The following is an 18832-nucleotide window of genomic DNA, read 5'->3' on the forward strand; positions in this document are numbered from 1 at the left end:
TTTTGAAAATGACTTTCATCCCTTCGATTGTGGCGGTAATCCGCCATGTACGTTATTAGAAAGTCTCCGTAACATACTGATATACAACGACTTTCATGTTTCGTTGTGGTGCGTTAGCAAACATGGGGGGTGTATGAAAGACATTGTAACTACTTGTTTTTATAGAAATTTTAATCTCTTTTATTGTTGCATGAATCTGCCATGTAGATCCTCAAATTCGACACCCATTATCTTTTGAGCTTTGTCAACACTGTCTGAATCAGGATATCCAAGATTAACAGGATAAGGCAGGATTATCTATCCTGAGCATCCTATCCATCCTGGTTATCCTGGTTCAGACAACTGCAATAACTTCTGTAAAAGCAATAATATGTCGTTTTTGAATAGATCTATTGTAAAGGGTATTTTCCCCATTTATGGACAGCTTCTGATATTGCCATTAACACATCATCAGGTACTTGAAATGGAATCTCACCATGATTGTCAGATAAAATGAATCCTCCTCCTGCACCTGCCTGTGCAATTGCCTTTCGGACGATATTTTCTGCCATATCAGGTGTCCAGCGTCGCATCTCAATGCCGTTAAGGTTGCCCATCAGAGTAAGGCTTTTTCCGCAGCTTTGTTTTAATGTTGCAAGATCCTCTTCTGCACTGACGCCAACAATGGCAGTACCTGTCATTGCTATATCTTTTGTAATTGACAAACAGCGGCCGGAAGCCATATGCGTGGCTGTAGGCCCTTTTATTTGTGCAATTGTGCGCCTGGCAACTTCAAATCCGGTTTTAAGATACATATCTTTTGTGGTAATTGTTGTGGAAGATACAGGATCAAAATAGCATATTGCTGTGGTGCCGGCTTCAAGTTGTGCATTTGCCCATTCTACGCAGAATTTTTCATTGATTTTCATCAGATGGTTAAAAAGATCAGGGCTTTCATACATAAGTTCAATATATTTATCAAATCCCATCTGCATTACTGGCAATGAAAAAGGAGATATTACAACACCGACAATCGGGGCTTCATCACCGATTTTTCTTTAAGCATCTGCGATGATTTCAATACTTTCTGCAGGCATGGACTCTTTTTGATATTTGGGACTTCAAGGTTTTTGATATCCCGGAAGTTTTTGATCATGGGAATACCTGAGTTAACAGGAGCTTCATCCTGATAGATTATCTCTCCTCCAAAGGCCTCAATTTCAAGTGGTGCATAAAAAAAATTATAAATAGAGTCATGCCTGTATTTTGCACGTAATCTCAACTGCCCTTCAACTACATTTTCAGCCTTGGAAAAGTACTCCCTGATGGAAAGCCCTAACTCTTTAGCTCCATGCATGGTAACAAGGAGAAAAAAAGGTACGCGATCCGGCTCTTTATGTCCAATAGCTGTCAGCACTCGTTGCATTGATGTTAAAGGGAACTCTCTCTTACTCATTCCACACCTCCCGAAATACTTCTGATGACCGAGACAGCCTCGGATGCGTTTGCACACATGGCATCAGCTCCCACCTCCTGCCAGAGCTTGTTATCAAATCTGAAAGGTGCGCCTCCAACGACAATTTTGACATCAAGGTCAAGGCTTACAAGTTTCTCTTTTAGTTGTCTGATTTTCAGTGCTGATGGCAGCATAAGAACTGAAATCAATAAAACCTTGATTCCATCTTGCCTGACATTGACAACTAAATCATCAACTTCCATTGTACCGTAATCAAGAAGATCAAACCCGCTTGCTCTTAAAAGAGAATATACAATTGTTTTTCCCAGTTTATGTTGATCTGAAAGAACGCATATAGCCATTTTAGGTTGATCTTTTCTCTCAGGAGAGCCAGAAGGCAGAATTTCATAAACCAGATCTTCACAAATACGTCCGGCCATATAAACCTGTGACAGGGCAAACTCACCTTCCTGCCATCCTTTGCCTATTTTTTCAAGTGCTGGAATGACAACAGATTCAATAAAAGTGATCTTGGGAGCGGATGTAAAATCTTCCAGCATTTTTTTGGCAGAGAGTCTGTCAAGAGATAGCAGAGATTGTACAAAATTTTCTATAAGTTTTTCCATATATTTTCCCGTGTAAATTCCCGGAATTATTTTAAGTGTAAATTGATAAATGAACGGTGCCGGAATTTTTTGTGTAGTTCATTCATGGATAACTCTACAAGCTGTTGATTATGCTTGTGGGCACTGGATATCCCTCCATAAATATTCCCCCCGTAGAAACCAAATTCAATTACTCCGAGGATTCCACCCAATGCAGCATTTTCATCTTCAAATGCCCTGACTGAAGCAAATATCAATGCTGCATTCACCATCATTGCAGCAAGAGCATCATGGTAACGGTTACAATAGGAAAAACCTCCGCCTGGAATAATTGATAATATACCAGATAGTATTGGTTTTTTGCCATTGATTTTCATTTTTTCAATGGTCTCCTGAATGTCTTTTACGATTTCAGAAACCTGATATCTTGCTCTGTTTGAAATTGATATTTTATCAAGGTACCGGAGACCTTTCAGAAGGAAGCCTTTTTTTTCATCCATTGAAGCATGTTGCTGTTCAGCTCTTCCAAAATATATCCACGCAAGGGAGTAGAGGGCGTGATCTTTAATTTTGATAATATCAGCTTTTTCCTCTGCTGAATAGAGCAATAAAAGATTATGGAGCATCACCTCAGCCGATACATCTCTTTTTATGGCAAGAAATGTTGCACTTGTCATGAAAAGAGCTTCAATTTGAATTGGGTCACCGCTATTTCCTGGAATAATAATATTATCTGGAGTGCCTGATGTCATCCCTTCATCAGAAGCAGTTGATGAAAGCTTCTCATCTAAACTGATTGTTCGAGGTGAATAAAATTCAGTTGCAAGGGCTTTGAATTCATTCAGAGCTTCAGGAAATCGTTTCAGTTTATAAAGGGCAAAGCCTTTTTGCAGTCTGGCCTCTTTTACTCTTATATTATCTGGAAAAAAATGTATGAAACGACTTAGTTCAACAACTGAAGATGTAAAATCCCCTGATGCAAACAGCTCCATTGCATAGTTAAACTGCATATCTGAATTTATTGTAAGCGTCTCTTCTCCCGTTGCTGGTGAACTGCTGTGAAGCACCTCTATGATAGGATCGAATAAAAAGAGGGAAAAGGATAGAAACAGAATAAAAATAGAATTAAAGGGGCAAGGTATCCAGAGATTTTTTAATCTGTAATTCAGGGCTGTTGTGGTGAGGTTAATTCTTTTCATCATACCACCAGAAGTCATTGGCTTTAACAGGATCTGAAAAAAAAATTCTCCCGTTGGATTCAAAGGGTTTTGCCCGCAAATGTTTTGTTTCATCACGTCCACACCTGATCAGGCGGTCACATGTCATTATCCAGCCAATGAAAAGTCCATGTTTTTTTAATGCATCCTCTGCATATTTTGAGCATGAGGGAAACATGGCGCAGCGATTGCCGTCAGTAACTGAGATATGTTTTTTGTAAAACGTAAACAGGATAGGGCTGTTTTCATTTGCAGTTGTTTTTACGGGCAGGAACAGGACAAACAGGAGAATAAGAGTAATATAAGGTATATATAAAAAAGGTGGAAATCCTTTATTTGCCGATTTCGGCTTTTCAGAACACCATGGGTGTTTTTTGCGAATCTCAATAAACGGACATGGCTGGCGCTCAGCCACCCCCGACCATGAAAATAATGTATCCATTTCCACGGTAAAAGAAGTGTAAATCACTCTTATTATGATAGAAAAGGTTGTAAAAAATGATTTTTTTTTCACAGTTGCTTTACTCCTGGGTAACACGGAGTACTTCCTCAACGCTTGTAATGCCCTGAAGCACCTTGTTCACGCCATCCTGACGAAGCGTTGTCATTCCCCTGGACAAGGCTTCCTGCTTAATCTGGTTGGCGTCTGATGTTGTAAGGATTTTATTTTTCAGGGATTCGTTAAGCTCCATGATTTCAAAAATTGCCTGGCGTCCTGTATATCCGGTGTTGAAACATTGGGGACAGCCCCTTGCTTTGAATATTGTGACTCTATTCAGGGGTTGTGAATCAGGCTTTGAATGTGTGTTTTCAAGATCAAGTATAACTCTTTCCCCCTTATCCGGGTTATATGGCACCTTGCAGTTTGAGCAGAGGATCCTGACAAGTCTTTGTGCAGCAACAGCCTTTACGGAAGATGTAATAAGATATGGCTCTACGCCAAGATCCACAAGCCTTGTCACTGCTCCTGCCGAATCGTTTGTGTGCAGGGTTGAAAAAACCAGATGACCTGTAAGTGCAGATTGTATGGCAATTTCTGCTGTTTCCAGATCACGTATCTCCCCAACAAGAATCACGTCAGGATCCTGGCGTACAATTGATCGAAGGCCCTTTGCAAAGGTCATCCCTATTTTTCGATTCACCTGAATCTGGCCAATGCCCTTGAGGTTGTATTCCACTGGGTCTTCAATTGTTATAATGTTTTTGTCTGGAGAGTTGATGCTGGAAAGAGCTGCATACAGAGTTGTTGTTTTGCCACTGCCTGTGGGGCCTGTGACCAGTATGATACCGTTATTGATGGTTATAAGGCGGTTGAAAGTTTTTAAAGCTTCTCGAGATATTCCTGACTGGGATAACTCAAGAAGATTGCCTGATTTATTAAGAAGGCGCATGACAAGGCGCTCTCCAAATGAAGTTGGAACAGTAGATACTCTGATGTCTATCTTCTGCTGTCCAAGCCTGACTTCAATGCGGCCGTCCTGGGGCACCCTTTTTTCAGCTATATCCATATCTGCCATAACCTTTACCCTGGATATGAGAGCTGATTGAATCCATTTAGGTGGTTCAAGAAGATCATAAAGAATGCCATCAATTCTGTAACGGATTTTAATTGTATCTTGAAAGGGTTCAATGTGAATATCACTTGCATTTGCCTTTACAGACTGAGATATCATGTGATTAACAAGGCGGATAACAGGTGCGTCGCTTGTGTCATCAAGAAGATCAGAGGTCTCCTGAATCTCTTTTATAATGCTTTTTCCGTTTTCCTCCATATTTTCAACAAGTCTTCTTGTACTCTCTTCTGTCTCGCTGTAAATGTGATTTATGGCAGAGAGAATTTCTCCCTTTGGGGCAAGATAAAACCTGGGCATTGCAATGCCAAGAATTCGGGCTATTTCATCTGCCGGAGAAAGATCAATGGGATTGTTAAGGGCAATGGATACAGAGGATGATGAATCATGGTCATCTATTTGAGATGCAGAAGGAGAAGTTGATGACATTGACACTGGTGCCATGCAGAGCTTTTTGAGAAACTGGGAAGAAACTGTTTCTGTAAACCGTTTTTCATTGAGAATGGATAGCAGGGATGGGTCGGCATGGTCGATCTCGTTCAGAAGCGGTATGGAAAAAACTTTTGACATCACAGAGAGGATATGAATCTCCTCAACAATGCCTGATGACTGCATGGCTTCCATGAAATCATCCCTGTTTTTCAAGTATAGTCTGACAATTTTTTCTTCAGATTCACGGGATATTGATGTCTCTTTTGAGAGAAGCTGTAAGAATGTATTAAACACTTAGTTCCCTTTATATAATTTAATACTTCCCTTTTTAATGGAATCAATCTCTTCTTTTTTCTCGTTATAAATACCTTCTGCCTCAAGGGGATTTTTGATAACCCTTGGGGTAAGGAAGACATAGAGGTTGGTTCTGTCCTCACCGTCTGAAACAGTTTTGAAAAGATAGCCAAGCCCTGGAATGTCTCCAAGGCAGGGAAGGCTGTGCTGTGATTTTGAAAGGGTCTCGTCAATAAGCCCCCCTATGACAACGGTGTTTCCGTCCTCAACAATCAATGTTGTCTGAATCTGGCGCTTAAGAGTTGTGGGGCGATCTGTCTGGGCACTTTGGGTTACAGAATCAAGTTTTGTTATTTCCTGAAATACATTTAGTCTCACCAGCCTGTCATTACTTATCTGGGGTGTTATTTTAAGAGTGATACCAACATCCTTGTATTCGTAGGAGCTGTATGTGTCGGTTGCATTGTCAGCAGCCGATCGGGTCTGGTAGGGGACATTCTTGCCGATGGTAAGAGATGCCTCTTCATTATCTGTGGTGAGAATCTGTGGGGTTGAGAGTATATGTACGTTGTCATCGCTTTTATAGGCCTGAACCACTGCTCCGATGGATGGAAAAACAAGATTTCCAATGGCGAGTGTCTTTCCCATAACACCTACTGAAAAACCGGTGGGCAGGTTTCCGGTTGTGGCAATTGTATTGAAGTTTGAATAGCCATTGCCACCGAATCCGCCAAAGTAAACACCGCGGTCATTTCCGCTGTCATCTGAATCAAAGCCTTCTCCAACACGCCACTCTGTACCGATATCAAGGCCGCTTGTGACATTAACCTCCATTATAAGGCATTCGATATAGACCATGGCCCTGGGGATATCAAGTTTGGAGATAACCTCTTCCAGTACAGGATAATCCTCTTTATCAGCCATTATGATAAGGCTGTTGGTTGCTTTGTCAGCCATTATTCTCACTGATTTTGAGACAATGGGAGCAAGCTTTTTTCCCTGGGCCTGACCATCAGCAGGAGCAGAAGGTATCTCCTGAAGTACCTTTGCCAGATTTTCAGATGATGCATGTTCAAGGTAATAGACTCTCACCTTTTCCTCACCTTTGGGGATTTTCTGGTCAAGAAGGTTTATAAGTGCTGTGACTCTTTCTGTCTCTGCCTCACTTGCAAGAAGGACAACAGAGTTTGTGCGTTCATCAGCCACAAATTTAACTGTGAGATCTGGATCCTCTTTTCCCTTTTCGCCTCTACTTCTTGCTGTGAAAATTGTGGAAAGGTTCTGGACAAGTTTTACAGCATCGGCGTTTTGGACAGGGATAACCGATATCTTTTTGCCGATTCCCATTATATCCACGGCATCTATTATCTTCATAAGACGCTCTATATTTGACTGGGTATCTGTTATAATCAGCATGTTTGTATCGGAATAGGAGAGTATAACGCTTCCCTTTGATATAAGAGGTGTAAAGATTCGCTTCATTTCGTCTGCATCAGCATAGGTAAGTGGAATTATTCTTGTAACCATGCTGTCACCTGAGTTTTCCATATCCCTGAAAAGACGTGTATCAAGGTTTTGGGAACGTGCTTCTGCCAAAGGCATTATCTTGATTACCTCTCCTGACTCAACAGCAGAAAAACCATGAATGTTGAGTACAGATTCAAATACTCGGTATGCCTCCTTTACGGAAATTCTGGAAGGCGATATAACAGTGACATTGCCCTTGACCCTGTTATCAACAATGAAGTTCTTTTTTGTAAGCTCGCTTATAAATTTGATAAAAACATTGATGTCAACATTGTTGAAATCTATTGAAACATCAGCTTCATTGATATTTGGGATGATCTCTGTCTCTTTTGTGTTCTCTGTGGTCTCTTTTGTGTTTTGTGTGGATTGTTTTATGTGGCCATCTGCTGTCATGTTTTTTCTGCTTTTTTTAAGTTCTAAAGCATTGGCCGTTGTCACAAGGCCATGATCGTCTGATAATCCTGAAGGCAGGATTCCCGCTGTCATGAAAAATGCCATTGATACAAAGAGGATGGTGATAAATATCCTCTGTATTGTCGTGGGAAATAATTTTTTTTTATTCAACATGGTATAAAATTTCCTTTGTCCTGCCGCGTCTTTTAATCTGGATTTTGGCTTCAGAGGCGTTTTGAAGGGTATCATACAAACCTATTGCATCTTCCACTGACCGGATGGCATTTCCATCCACACCCATTATTATATCTCCATTTCTTATGCCCATTTCATTGAACATGGAGCTTTGCTTTATACCATAAAGAAGAATACCATCAGCCTCGCCGCCTGTAAAATGGGGACGTATTCTTACCTGTTTCATGAGATTATTTATATCCTGCATGGACTCTTCAATCATTGATCTTTGAATGGTCATTTCAATCTTGTCATCATCTTCTCCCCTATCCACAGATGTGGAGGTTGCGGCAGTATTTCGAAGGATACCTGAGCTTGTACTTATGTTTGAGGCTGAAACGTCACTTGACATTTCAAGCACCTGATCCTTTCCATTATTATTGATTATAACGCTCATACGAAGAACTTTTCTTATGACAGCAGAAGTACCCTCTATGATCTCACCCTGTCTGTAAAGTCCCTGCTTTCTGTCACTTGCATTTTCTATGACTGCATAGTTCTCAGTGTCGCCGCCTTTTACAGTGCCCCACAGTTTTATATTGAGTGTGGTTTTTTCAAGGGATTCAATTTCTGCATCTGATAAATCATCAGTTTCTTCTTTTTTTTCAGAATTCATAGCTTCTGAAGATGTTTTGAAAAGGTTTCGTTTTTTTATGGCATCATAATGCGCAATGGAGATTGATTTTACAATTGAATTTGGAATAGTTGTATCAACAGATTTAAGTCTGGAGTTTGGTGATGATTGGATATGTGTCTCCTGGGTGAGAATTTTGCCTTCAAAACCTTTGTAAAGGGTCTCAACAAGCAAAAAAATGGCAAGAGTCAGAAATAGTGTATTTAGAATATGGAATAGAAGTTTCAAAATTAATATTCCCTGATTAAGACTGAAAGAGGAATCTTGGCTTCTGATAGTCCAGGTCGAAGAAGAACTTTTTTCATGTTTTGACTAACTGAAGGAGTCGTCACTTCTCAAAGCTTTCACCATAGATTATTTTTTAGGTTGCCATTAAAATACTCAAGAGTCCTAACTTCTCAAATCCACCACCACATATTGTTCTTTCAATTCTCTGAAAAATACTTTCTGTGGTCTCCATTTAGAGAACTTATGACTTACGAGTAAACAGGCATGATTGATTACGTATCAATCACCCCCAAATATAAAAATGATAGTCATTTTCACGGTAAACCGTCATGGCCGGAGTCCGGCCACCCCCGATCATGAAAATAATGTATCTATTTCCACGGTAAAATACTATTTTTGGTGGTCATCGTTAGAACTGATGACTGATGAGTTACTAATATGAATCTATCTTCTCTTTAGCTATTTCTTTGAATTTAGTATTTAATTGGTCTCTAAATTTCTTGCCTACCTCATCGAATGTTTTTAACAGCTCAGAGAAAGTATTATGGCCTCCTATAAAATCCCAATATTCATCACCAACTAAAAAATCATTTGGTGGATTCATCATGCCTACCTCTGTAAAACGATGATATGGTTTGGGGTAGTATGGATTATATGGAAACGCAAGATAAACCTTAATAGGCTTTCTTCGCCTTGCAACCCACTCTAATAATTTTGTTTTACTTTTTTCAAACACATCAATATTGGGTTTAACAGTTTTTATCTCAAAATAATGTTCTTCTCCATCTCTGTTCATATAAAAATCAGCAATATTGCCTGATCTTTGAAATTCTCCGTTTTCAGCAGAGGCCTCCAAAACCTCCTTAACTTCTTTATCAATTGAAGCAGTTCGCTCTTTGTTTCTAAGTCCTGTTACAATATTAGAAATTACTGTTTTTTGTTTGTTTGAGATTGCTCCACCTACTCCATAATTTCTGAAAGCTTCATAAGAGTTCTCAGATGCTATTATGACAGAAACATCTTCATAGATGCTCATTCCAAGAGTTGTTGCCATAGAATGTATAAAAGAATAAGCCGCAATTTTTTCATTATCCTGGATTAATCTTGCTAAAAATGGCATTGAGGTCGTTTCTCTACCATATGAAGTTAATTTGTTTTTAATCTTTTGGGATAATAATTCTTTGATTTTTTGTTTCTGTTTGTTCGATAGTGCCATTATTGCTCCTTCAAATGGAAGATTATCTCGGAATAAGCAGACCTATCTTTTTCAACACGATTTAAAACTGGTCTTTTATATTCATTTACGATTTTCATTCCGGATAGGTCTGCTATTTGAGGGTATAAGCGATATTTATCGTTTGCTACTAAAAAGATATCATAATCCTTTTTTAAATATTGCTTGCAGTTATTCAAAACATCAGAAATACCTTTGACATAAGATTTACGCGCTTCTACCCCTTGGCCTTTGAATAAAGGCCCGATTTCAAAATCATCAGCTCTTTTGAAACCAAACAGATCATAGGCGTAAGCATGTTGCTCATGATAATTTATCAATCCTACATAAGGAGGACTGGAAAAAATCCCATCAATTTTTTTATTTTCAAGCAATTTGCTTAGTTCATGATGCTTCTTCCCTATTTCTTGAACAATGTTTATGGTTCTGCTGTCTCCAATTAAACATTTTTGATAAGTGTTGCTTCTTAGTTTGTCAAACTGGATAATTCTTTTAATGGTGTCTTTAATGTATCTTTGCCACCAAGATGAAATTGAAAACAATGGCTTACATATTTTCCCATGTTTTTTACAATAATACGTTGTAATTACAGGTTCTTTTAAAGTTGCTAAATCAGCGTGAGTAGTAGCACGGCATGAACGAATTGTTCTGCTCAAGACCAATGCAAGAATTTTTTTTGTTTCAATATTACTGATAGATTTTATTTGTTCAAAGACAAAATCTATTTCCTGTCGGACAACCTTTAAAAACCATTTATCTAAAAAGGAAGAGTCTTTTTCCTGTTTCAATTCAATTTTGTATTTACTTATAAGAGTTTCATAAATATTTAAAAAATAGTCAGAGTGTTGTTGTCCATACAATTTGTCATTAATTTTTTTTTGCCTGACATCATATTTAAATTGTGGTGAAGGAAAATATTGATCATTGAATATTTTTAACTCTCCTAATAATTCCTGCTCAAACAACACATTGTTTTTTTCTTTCTGAAATTCATTCAGCTTTTTTGTTATTAGATCAGCACTCTTTTTTATCTCTTTAACATCATATTTACCGATTTTAATATTACTCATAAATGCGTTAAAGGCAGAAACATCAATTCCGATTGAATGCAAATTTAATTCGTTTGCCTGCACAAGAGTTGTTCCGCTTCCGCAAAAGGGATCTAAAATAATATCTCCCTCGTTAAAAAAAACCTCTTTTTTAAATTTATCAGTGTGTTGGTCAAGAAAATACTCAACTAATTGAGGAATAAATTTTCCTTTGTATGAATGCAATCTGTGAACGTGTTTTGTTGTCTCAGATTCTTTATATTCAGAAAATGACAATTTCCAATTTAAATCATCGCCCAATTGTTTTTTCCAGCGGTATTCTTTCGTTTCATAATGTGCATTATAATACTCTTCCAAATCCTGTTTGTTTATAATAGCATTTCCATTATTCCCGTTTTTAGGTATTCTTCCATATTGAAGTAAATACGATATATTTGAAGGAGTAACATTTTTACCAATGTATTTTGAAGCCCACACACTTGCTTCTTGAATTGTCATAAAATTTTGCATTTCTGATTTTCTCATATCTATAAAAAGCCTTGAACCTTTGAATTGTCTTAAAAATCACTCGATAGTTTAAACTTGAAAAAGCATTAAGATAATTTTGCATCTTTCATTTCCCAGTTTACACTTTCCCGAACAGAATGCCCGTTTTTCGGGGATACTGTTCCGGAAAGTTTAAAGTACTTTCTGTATTATATGAAGGATGCCAGATAATTTTATTTTTATATGTCCAACATTTTGATAACAGGCTTTTTAAGTGTTCCTGTGACTTTGAAAGGAATACCCTTGGAAGAGCCAGAAAAAAGCATGGAGACAGCAGCAATGCCGGCAAGGGATGATACATGGGATGCATTGGGTTTTAATTCTCCGGTTAATGCAAGATAACAGTTTTCAGGAGCACTTCCAAGTGAGATTTTACCCTTTAAGTTTATCTTCATGTTTGGGCCTGAAGCATCTAAACGATCAACTGTAAGGGCAAGTTCCTCTTTTTTCAATTCAATGTCAATGGAGTCAAATTTAAGTCTGGAAAAGCCCATCTGTTTTAAAAGGGGATCATCTGAACTGATTTTGCAACTGGAAAGTTTTACAGAAGCTTCACCGCTTCCTCTGTCAATTGTCTTTACAGGGGCACTGTAGTCAATATCTCCATCCATAATAAAGGAGCAGTAAAAGTCAAACCCTTCGGCGCTGTACCTGATATTTTCAAGTTCAACTTTTGCAAGATTCATGTCAATGTAAATATCTGAAGGCAGCTCTCTTATTGATGGGGATTTCAGTTTTATTCTTCCTGTGGCGGCACCGTTGCCCTTTCGGGCTTTGAAATCAAGATATTTATCCACTCTGTGCAGGGTCAGAAAGCGTGGATAGATGGATATAAAATCTATATCAATGGTTCCTTCTGCAGTTTCCGTCTTGTTCCAGGTTTCAGGTTTATTTCCGGCTTCAGGTTTATTTCCGGCTTCAGGTTTATTTCCGGCTTCAGGTTTATTTCCGGCTTCAGGTTTATTTCCGGCTTCAGGTTTATTCCCAGTTTCAGGTTTGTTCCAGGGTTTCGGTTTATTTTCATTTTCTGCTGGAAGTTCATTTTTTATCATACTGTTATTAAAATTTATCTGTACAGGAGACAACTTTACTCCCACAGGTGGAAATGAGGGATTCAGTTTTCCAATAGTGATCTTTCCATGTTTTAATGAGTTGTTGATTCTTGTGGCAAGTGACTCTGCAACCTTTTCACCAGGAAACAGCATAACAAGGAAAAAAACAGAGGCTGCAATCGTATATATAACATATAAGATAACTTTTTTTGCATTCATAAGATCACCTTTCATCCAATACAATTGTTTCGGTTTCAATTACTGCTGTAAGTTTGCGGTCATTACCTGATGCTGCAAGTGAAAGAGAGGTTATATGAACTCCGTTTTCAGAAGTTTCAATGGCGTTTATAAGGTCAACCACCTTGTCTATTAAAAGATTATCAAGTTTCACTTTTACATTGGATATGGTGACACCGCTTATATCTGATTTGCGGGCAGATGGTTTCATATATGCAACGTTTTGCCTGACCTGTATGGTGCGGGCAAGCTGGTCAAGGAAAGAGAATAGAGTAAATGAAGCGTCTCTTTTCATGACAATGGCCTTTTCTGCAATCTCTGCCTGCCTTATCTTGTTGTATCTAAGCTTAAGGGATTCCATTTCATACAGCTCTTTTTGCTTGATGGTAATCCTGTGGATTATATTTTCTTTTTTGTCAATTGCAGGGAAAATTATAAAATGGGTAATAATTGCTATTGCAATAACTGACATAGCAGTCAGAATCATTATTCGTTCCCGTCGGGAAAATCTGGTAATCATTTGTTATAACCCATAAAAAATATATAGATGAAGCATACAAAAAATTCTAAAGATCAATGGTCTAAAGATCAATGGCAAAATTAAACTTAACACGGGTTCCATTATTCTCTGCCGTGGCACTACTGATTGTGATATTTTTAAATAGTGAAGATTTATCAAGGTTTGTTTTAATCCTGTCCACAGAATTAAAATTGTCAGTGGTACCTGTCATTACAATTCTTCTTTCACTGAAAAGAAAACGGTTTATCTCTATATCAATCTCATCTGAAATATTTATGGATAGTTCATAAAGTATATCCATTGCTTTTACATATGAGTAATCTCCGTCTCCTGATTTTTCAAAGGAAATTTCCTTTTCAGCCTCTCTGACATTTACCTTCATCTGCATAAGTGGGTCCACAATGATTTTGACATCAGGGAATGTCTGCTTGAATATTGTGTGAATGGACATATTTACCCTGTCAAGCTCTTTTTGAAGAAGGTTGGTTTCATACTTGATATTGATAAAAAAGGCAGATAAGCACAACAGTAAAAAAAACATTAACTGAATAATATTGTTTTTATATTTTTTAAAAAACGAGTTCTTTGCATAAATGCCCTGGCAGAAGTCTGGTAGTGCAGGCTTTTCAGTGCAAAGAGTTGCTGCTGCAACAGAGTTGAACCAGATATTTTTTTGATTCTCTTTACTTGGAGAGCTGTTTTCAAGTGAGATGCTCTCTTTAACTGGAGAGTCATTTTTCAGAAAAATATGGCCTGTCAGATCATCGCAGTTGAGATTTTTAAGGTTTTAAAATTTTTGAATTAAACTCTGGACTGTATTTTTCAGGTGCGCTGGATATAACATAGTAGTTTGCCCTTTCCCCTGTGATGCCATGTCGCATGGAAAGAGCTGTCATTGTCTGCTGGAGGTGCTTATTGTAAAAAGAATCTGTTTTCAGGGGTTTACCTGAAGGCATCTTTTTTGTTATGGAAAATGTGCGGATGGCCAGAATATTTTTTTGGTAAATAAAAACTGTTGTAATCTCATCTGCATTAATAAGTATCAATATGGTTATTGTGCTATGATCTTCTGAAGAGCTGGCAGAATAAGATTTTGTCAGAAGGTGGGCAGCAGGAAGCCCTGAAACAGTTATCATGTCTGGTTGAACAGCTCTTTTACTGACTATGTTAAAGCAGATATCAACTATTTCAGTTGGAACCGATGTCGTAAATATGGAGTGTTTTGTGTTTTTAGCCACCATGTTGGCCATTTCCGGATATTGCAACCCAGTTTCATCTGGTATGACAGCCTTTATTATACTGAAATCCGACAGATAACCTGCAGAAGGAAGCGGTAAAACTGATGCAAGCTCAAAATCCAGAACCTGCCTAATCTTGGCAGGTGAGCTGAATGGAAAATCAAGAGTTCTGAAAAATGCCATGGACGGGGAAATGGTTATGGCTGATGCAGTGCATCCTGTAGTATCAAGTTCTGAAAGAAGATTTTCAAGAGCCTCTTCAAGTTCATGAGTTTTTACATCGTATGGTACATGACAGGCATCAAGTATGAAAATACCTTTCCTGGTTTTCTGGATAACAACTCCATAAATAATACTTGTACCAATTTCGATTCCCAGAATTTTTTCGCTCATACCTGTTTTGCCAAAGTTATGTTATATCTGTTTATATTACTCGTCAGTCATAGGTTCTCTCAATTGATACCACAGATATTATTTTTCAGAGAATTGATAATACAATATGTGGTGATGGATTTGAGAAGTTACGACTCTTGAGTTATATTACTTAGTTTCCAAAAGTTGAAGAGTAATGCATCCCCATTTCCCGCTTTTGTTTTTCTCCCTTCTGATAATAGCTGTCAAAACACTTGTGGAGTCATTAAAATGTGCCGAAGCTTCAACTTTGAACAGAAAAGAGTCGTATCTTATAAGGTTGTCAAATGCCTTTTTTTCTTTTTCCGAAAGCTCTATAACCTCTTTATACCATTCCCTGTCAAGGGAATTGACAAAAAAAATACCATCTTCTCCCTTTTGTGTTCTGAATTCCGCAAGTTCACCTGCCTGATCTTCCATACCCTCAGGTAAAATAGCGGCAAGTATTAATTCATCAGCCGTGTTAATATTTATTCTACCTGGCCATGAATATCGTACTCTCCCTTTTTCAGTACGATCCATTCCATAAACAGTAAAATAATCAGATATTTGCAATTCATTGGGGTTGTTTGTAAAATTTGTATTCTTCTCTGAATCAACATGTAATATTGGAAATATCGGATTTTTACCTGCACCTGATTGAAGAAGATCAAGGGGGATGCCCTTTATCATGAAAAGCTCCTCGACACGGTTCATTGGAGAATTGGGACAAAGCACAGGCGGGTCAAGGGATGCGTACCATGACGATTCAGCACCTGAAAGTCCACTGATGGCATCGTCATCTCCGGAATCAAGCCAGTCTTTGATTGAATTAATTATCTCGGCAGAATCTCTTATATCCAGAGACTTGTCGCTTGATATAATAAGATTAAGAAAACGCTCCCAGAGAGCAATCTGGACTTCGTTGGCTTCATGACCCGGGAACTCATGAAGCAGGGCATTGATCTGAATCTTTCCAAGTTCATCGGAAATGGTCAGTTCAAGGCTTTCAGGGGCAAGACCAAGAATATGTGGAGCCATGGCCATTTTTTCCTGATCAGCCCATATCTCCTGGAGAGAGTCTGTATCTCCCTGTTCAGCATCACGTATCAGCAACATTTTAGCAAGTTCAATTCCGGAAAATGCGATTTCCCTTGCAACCAGCATATCCGCTGACTTGCGACTTTTTATTGCTGAACGGCCTGTTTTTTTTGCCACCTCAAGAGCAGCAGTGGTCAATACAGCAATAATTGCAAGGGTTACAAGAAGAGCCATGCCTTTTTGGCTTTTTCTTTTGATATTATTCATTTTTCCTTACAACAGGCATTGTTATACGGTTTTCTATTACCACTGTTGAATTATGGTCGTTACTTTTTAAATCATTAAGAGGCTGTTGGCTGTTGATATTGAAAGAAGTCTCATGATTTGTGTTGGCAAAAGGGCTCTCATGATTTGTGTTGGCAGTTGCCTGGAAAGCTACAACTATATGTATGGATAATGGTGTTGTACAGTCAAACTCATCGGAATCCGAGTCCCAGTAATCATAATCTGTGCCGTCAATATGACGGTATCTCAACTTGAACTCTTTGATATCTTTACAAATAACAGGGTCGCATTGAGACTTGTCTGCTTCTTCAAATCTATTCAAAGCATTGAGATCAAGTGTATCTGACCGGCAGAGGTCAAATCCGCCGTTGCTGCTTTGGCGGACATAATAGCATATACGGGCAACACCTGTTCTTTTGTCTTGACCAAAGGAAATATGGCTCATGGAAGCAAAGGTGATGGTTGAAAAGATTATCCCATTTACACTTGTTTCACTGCCCATAATCCTGAATGGATCGCCTTTGTAGTCATTGATATTGAAATATGATTTGGAGTAACCTGAATCTGAATGTGTGGAGGGGGCAGATGGTGAATGGGTAAGGGGCATACGCATCAAGCTAAGGTTTTCAAAGCCTTATCAGACGGGTTTTTCTAATTTTTGTTGTTAAGATGTTTGATTTTATATTTATAATAAAAACAAAGTCTTATATTCTTAGCTTGATGCGTATGGGGTAAGGGGGGGGCTGTAGGAATTAATTTCATCCGGTTTTGAATATTCCGGTGGGAGCGCAATTCTAAGTGCAGTAAGGTCTTTTGTTATTCTGTCTGAAATAAGATCTCCTTTTTCTGACTTTGCAATGTGTTGCTTAATAATCTGGTTTGAGACAGCAAATGATCTGAATGATGAAAATATGGTCATCATAAGAGTGCCAAAAATCAATATTGCCACCATGATTTCAAGCAGTGTGAATCCTTTTTTGTTTTTATTTTTCTTCATTTTGAAGGAAACGCCATGTGGATATTGCAAAGGTGTTGCCGTTTTCATGGGAAATCTCAAGGTCAATTTTCATGAAACGCCGGATCATATCTTTTCCAATGGCAGTCTCTAAGATCTCCATGGTCTCTTCGGGAATGCTATCAGAAGATAGACCTTTCTCTTCAATATGGGAATGCCACATATAGCCTGGAAAGTTCTCTCCAAAATCTCCATAGCTATCCTCTTCATGGTTATTGCTTTTGAGTTGATCTGTAAAGTCTGTAAGTTTCATACTGGCAAGATATGAGGCTGTTGAATAAAATTCCCCTGATGAGGAAAGTGCTATTGTGCCTGACTGCATTTTAAAAATTGAGATAAGTACAACTCCGAGAATAGAGATGCTTACAAGAATTTCCAGCAAGGTAAACCCATTTGCAGAGTTCATAACATTAAAACCATTTGCGGAGTCCAAGTTCGGCAAGCTGGACTCTTTGGTGGATTCAGTCAGCGAAAATCCATTGGCTTGGGAGTGCGTTTTTATGGTGTCAGGCAATTTCATTGGTTTTCAGTTGCAAAGATCAAATGAAAAGGAACTTTTGCGTATTTCCGGATATGGGAGAAAAGGTTCGATCAGTATCGTGATATCATTTGCACTGTCTCTTCTTGTAATATGTATCAGAGCCATATCGCAATAACCGTCATGGCTGAAATTAAATCTGTATTCATCCTCGACAGGAGTTGTAATTCCAAAAAATTCAACTCTGTCAATGTGAAGTGAGTCATCCAGTTTAATGGAGTTCTCTTTTGCTTTATCAATCTCTTCCTGATTCATCTGCTGATGAGTCACCCACATGGAAGAATCTGCTGTATCAATATGCATTGTATAGTTATTTTTGTCATTAACAGCTATGGTTTTCAGTTGACTTATGGTATGAAACAGCAGATTTAAACTTGCGGCCTTTTCCCTGGATGGAAGCATTGCGCTGAACCTTGGAATAGTCATGAACAGCACGCTTCCCAATATGGCAAGTACCACAATCAGCTCAAAAAGTGTAAAACCGTAACGGGTTCCATCCATGTGGAAAATGGGTAGCATACCCAAATTGGGGGGATTTGGTTTATTCAAGTTCCCAACTTTTAATATCTGCATCTATACCTTCACCACCTGGTGCGCCATCAGCGCCATAGGATATTATGTCATATTCTCTGTGAACTCCTGGGCTCAGGTAGAGATATTCCATGCCCCACGGATCTTTAGGAACCTGTCCTCTGTCAAGATAACCGTTTTGGGGCCACTTTACAGGCAGGGGCTCGGTTGATGGCTCTTCAACAAGAGCTGAAAGCCCCTGTTCTGTTGTCGGGTAACGTCCATTGTCAAGGCGATAAAGCTTAAGAGCTGTTTCTATTGCGGATATGTCAACTTTTGCTTTAACGATCTTGGCATCATCTGTTCTTCCCATGAGTCTTGGTACAATAAGGCTTGCAAGAACTCCAAGGATAACCACAACAACCATAAGCTCTATCAGGGTGAAGCCCATGTTTTTTGGTGGTAATGATATTTTACGGCAATTTTTTCGGATGGCGATGGCGGATTTCAGGCCGCATAAGCTTTGCAGGCTGCTTTTTTGCCGGTGATTTTTTAATTGGGATGGCTTGAAAAGCATTTTTTTTGTTCCAGACACTGTGTTTATATC

The 18832-nt window shown here is 38.5% G+C and carries 18 protein-coding genes and 1 pseudogene; all 19 read right to left on the reverse strand.

The genetic code is table 11. The features are described from left to right. Window positions 1–389: 389 nt before the first annotated feature. Window positions 390–1435 (reverse strand): annotated as a pseudogene (locus MTBBW1_RS30345) (uroporphyrinogen decarboxylase family protein). After that, complete coding sequence (locus tag MTBBW1_RS11320) at window positions 1432–2061, reverse strand: cobalamin B12-binding domain-containing protein (RefSeq protein WP_080803489.1); 630 nt, start codon at window positions 2059–2061, stop codon at window positions 1432–1434. The pseudogene MTBBW1_RS30345 and the gene MTBBW1_RS11320 overlap by 4 nt, the downstream one beginning before the upstream one ends. A 26-nt stretch (window positions 2062–2087) precedes the next feature. Beyond that, window positions 2088–3242: a tetratricopeptide repeat protein gene (locus tag MTBBW1_RS11325; protein ID WP_139786743.1), complete on the reverse strand. Its 1155-nt coding sequence runs from the start codon at window positions 3240–3242 to the stop codon at window positions 2088–2090. Next, window positions 3226–3771, reverse strand: coding sequence for a membrane protein insertion efficiency factor YidD (gene yidD, locus MTBBW1_RS11330; RefSeq protein WP_080803497.1), 546 nt, complete (start codon window positions 3769–3771; stop codon window positions 3226–3228). Before yidD ends, MTBBW1_RS11325 begins: the two co-directional genes overlap by 17 nt. A 7-nt stretch (window positions 3772–3778) precedes the next feature. Continuing rightward, the gene (gene gspE, locus MTBBW1_RS11335) at window positions 3779–5554 is read right to left on the reverse strand and encodes a type II secretion system ATPase GspE (RefSeq protein WP_245809343.1); all 1776 of its coding nucleotides are present in this window, start codon (window positions 5552–5554) and stop codon (window positions 3779–3781) included. Further along, on the reverse strand, window positions 5555–7648 hold the full coding sequence (gspD, locus tag MTBBW1_RS11340; RefSeq protein WP_245809344.1) for a type II secretion system secretin GspD: 2094 nt from the start codon (window positions 7646–7648) through the stop codon (window positions 5555–5557). Next, window positions 7638–8570 (reverse strand): type II secretion system protein GspC, encoded by a 933-nt coding sequence (gene gspC, locus MTBBW1_RS11345; protein ID WP_080803505.1) that lies wholly within the window; start codon window positions 8568–8570, stop codon window positions 7638–7640. The genes gspD and gspC overlap by 11 nt, the downstream gene beginning before the upstream one ends. A 433-nt stretch (window positions 8571–9003) precedes the next feature. After that, the gene (locus MTBBW1_RS11350) at window positions 9004–9786 is read right to left on the reverse strand and encodes a TdeIII family type II restriction endonuclease (RefSeq protein ID WP_080803509.1); all 783 of its coding nucleotides are present in this window, start codon (window positions 9784–9786) and stop codon (window positions 9004–9006) included. After that, window positions 9786–11378 carry a DNA methyltransferase gene (locus MTBBW1_RS11355; RefSeq protein WP_222424047.1) on the reverse strand — a complete coding sequence of 531 codons (1593 nt, stop codon included), beginning with the start codon at window positions 11376–11378 and terminating at the stop codon, window positions 9786–9788. Before MTBBW1_RS11355 ends, MTBBW1_RS11350 begins: the two co-directional genes overlap by 1 nt. Before the next feature lie 200 nt (window positions 11379–11578). Beyond that, window positions 11579–12670, reverse strand: coding sequence for a type II secretion system protein GspN (gene gspN / locus MTBBW1_RS11360; RefSeq protein ID WP_186441221.1), 1092 nt, complete (start codon window positions 12668–12670; stop codon window positions 11579–11581). A 4-nt stretch (window positions 12671–12674) separates the two neighbouring features. Beyond that, a complete protein-coding gene (locus MTBBW1_RS11365) occupies window positions 12675–13208 on the reverse strand; it encodes a hypothetical protein (protein ID WP_139786744.1) in 534 nt (177 codons plus the stop codon). 61 nt (window positions 13209–13269) lie between these two features. Beyond that, window positions 13270–13659 carry a PilN domain-containing protein gene (locus MTBBW1_RS11370; RefSeq protein WP_186441222.1) on the reverse strand — a complete coding sequence of 130 codons (390 nt, stop codon included), beginning with the start codon at window positions 13657–13659 and terminating at the stop codon, window positions 13270–13272. A 328-nt stretch (window positions 13660–13987) separates the two neighbouring features. Continuing rightward, window positions 13988–14839 carry a hypothetical protein gene (locus MTBBW1_RS11375; protein ID WP_080803520.1) on the reverse strand — a complete coding sequence of 284 codons (852 nt, stop codon included), beginning with the start codon at window positions 14837–14839 and terminating at the stop codon, window positions 13988–13990. A gap of 147 nt (window positions 14840–14986) precedes the next feature. Further along, the gene (locus MTBBW1_RS11380; protein ID WP_080803524.1) at window positions 14987–16144 is read right to left on the reverse strand and encodes a type II secretion system minor pseudopilin; all 1158 of its coding nucleotides are present in this window, start codon (window positions 16142–16144) and stop codon (window positions 14987–14989) included. Continuing rightward, on the reverse strand, window positions 16137–16769 hold the full coding sequence (locus MTBBW1_RS11385; protein ID WP_080803528.1) for a hypothetical protein: 633 nt from the start codon (window positions 16767–16769) through the stop codon (window positions 16137–16139). The genes MTBBW1_RS11380 and MTBBW1_RS11385 overlap by 8 nt, the downstream gene beginning before the upstream one ends. A 105-nt stretch (window positions 16770–16874) precedes the next feature. Beyond that, window positions 16875–17159 carry a PulJ/GspJ family protein gene (locus MTBBW1_RS11390; protein WP_186441223.1) on the reverse strand — a complete coding sequence of 95 codons (285 nt, stop codon included), beginning with the start codon at window positions 17157–17159 and terminating at the stop codon, window positions 16875–16877. Then, window positions 17146–17619 (reverse strand): type IV pilus modification PilV family protein, encoded by a 474-nt coding sequence (locus MTBBW1_RS11395; RefSeq protein ID WP_186441224.1) that lies wholly within the window; start codon window positions 17617–17619, stop codon window positions 17146–17148. Before MTBBW1_RS11395 ends, MTBBW1_RS11390 begins: the two co-directional genes overlap by 14 nt. An 84-nt stretch (window positions 17620–17703) precedes the next feature. Then, on the reverse strand, window positions 17704–18288 hold the full coding sequence (locus tag MTBBW1_RS11400) for a pilus assembly FimT family protein (protein ID WP_080803538.1): 585 nt from the start codon (window positions 18286–18288) through the stop codon (window positions 17704–17706). Beyond that, window positions 18257–18820 (reverse strand): type II secretion system major pseudopilin GspG, encoded by a 564-nt coding sequence (gspG, locus tag MTBBW1_RS11405; protein ID WP_425430007.1) that lies wholly within the window; start codon window positions 18818–18820, stop codon window positions 18257–18259. The genes MTBBW1_RS11400 and gspG overlap by 32 nt, the downstream gene beginning before the upstream one ends. Window positions 18821–18832: the final 12 nt, after the last annotated feature.

The sequence above is a fragment of the Desulfamplus magnetovallimortis genome (assembly GCF_900170035.1).
GTDB classification, from domain to species: Bacteria; Desulfobacterota; Desulfobacteria; order Desulfobacterales; family Desulfobacteraceae; genus Desulfamplus; species Desulfamplus magnetovallimortis.

Bases quoted from the DNA above. Each gene is read 5' to 3' on its own strand.
- MTBBW1_RS11320 (WP_080803489.1), bottom strand. From the start codon at position 2,061: ATGGAAAAACTTATAGAAAATTTTGTACAATCTCTGCTATCTCTTGAC.
- MTBBW1_RS11325 (WP_139786743.1), bottom strand. From the start codon at position 3,242: ATGATGAAAAGAATTAACCTCACCACAACAGCCCTGAATTACAGATTA.
- gspD (WP_245809344.1), bottom strand. From the start codon at position 7,648: ATGTTGAATAAAAAAAAATTATTTCCCACGACAATACAGAGGATATTT.
- MTBBW1_RS11350 (WP_080803509.1), bottom strand. From the start codon at position 9,786: ATGGCACTATCGAACAAACAGAAACAAAAAATCAAAGAATTATTATCC.
- MTBBW1_RS11355 (WP_222424047.1), bottom strand. From the start codon at position 11,378: ATGAGAAAATCAGAAATGCAAAATTTTATGACAATTCAAGAAGCAAGT.
- gspN (WP_186441221.1), bottom strand. From the start codon at position 12,670: ATGAATGCAAAAAAAGTTATCTTATATGTTATATATACGATTGCAGCC.
- MTBBW1_RS11365 (WP_139786744.1), bottom strand. From the start codon at position 13,208: ATGATTACCAGATTTTCCCGACGGGAACGAATAATGATTCTGACTGCT.
- MTBBW1_RS11370 (WP_186441222.1), bottom strand. From the start codon at position 13,659: ATGTCCATTCACACAATATTCAAGCAGACATTCCCTGATGTCAAAATC.
- MTBBW1_RS11375 (WP_080803520.1), bottom strand. From the start codon at position 14,839: ATGAGCGAAAAAATTCTGGGAATCGAAATTGGTACAAGTATTATTTAT.
- MTBBW1_RS11380 (WP_080803524.1), bottom strand. From the start codon at position 16,144: ATGAATAATATCAAAAGAAAAAGCCAAAAAGGCATGGCTCTTCTTGTA.
- MTBBW1_RS11385 (WP_080803528.1), bottom strand. From the start codon at position 16,769: ATGCCCCTTACCCATTCACCATCTGCCCCCTCCACACATTCAGATTCA.
- MTBBW1_RS11390 (WP_186441223.1), bottom strand. From the start codon at position 17,159: ATGAAGAAAAATAAAAACAAAAAAGGATTCACACTGCTTGAAATCATG.
- MTBBW1_RS11400 (WP_080803538.1), bottom strand. From the start codon at position 18,288: ATGCAGATATTAAAAGTTGGGAACTTGAATAAACCAAATCCCCCCAAT.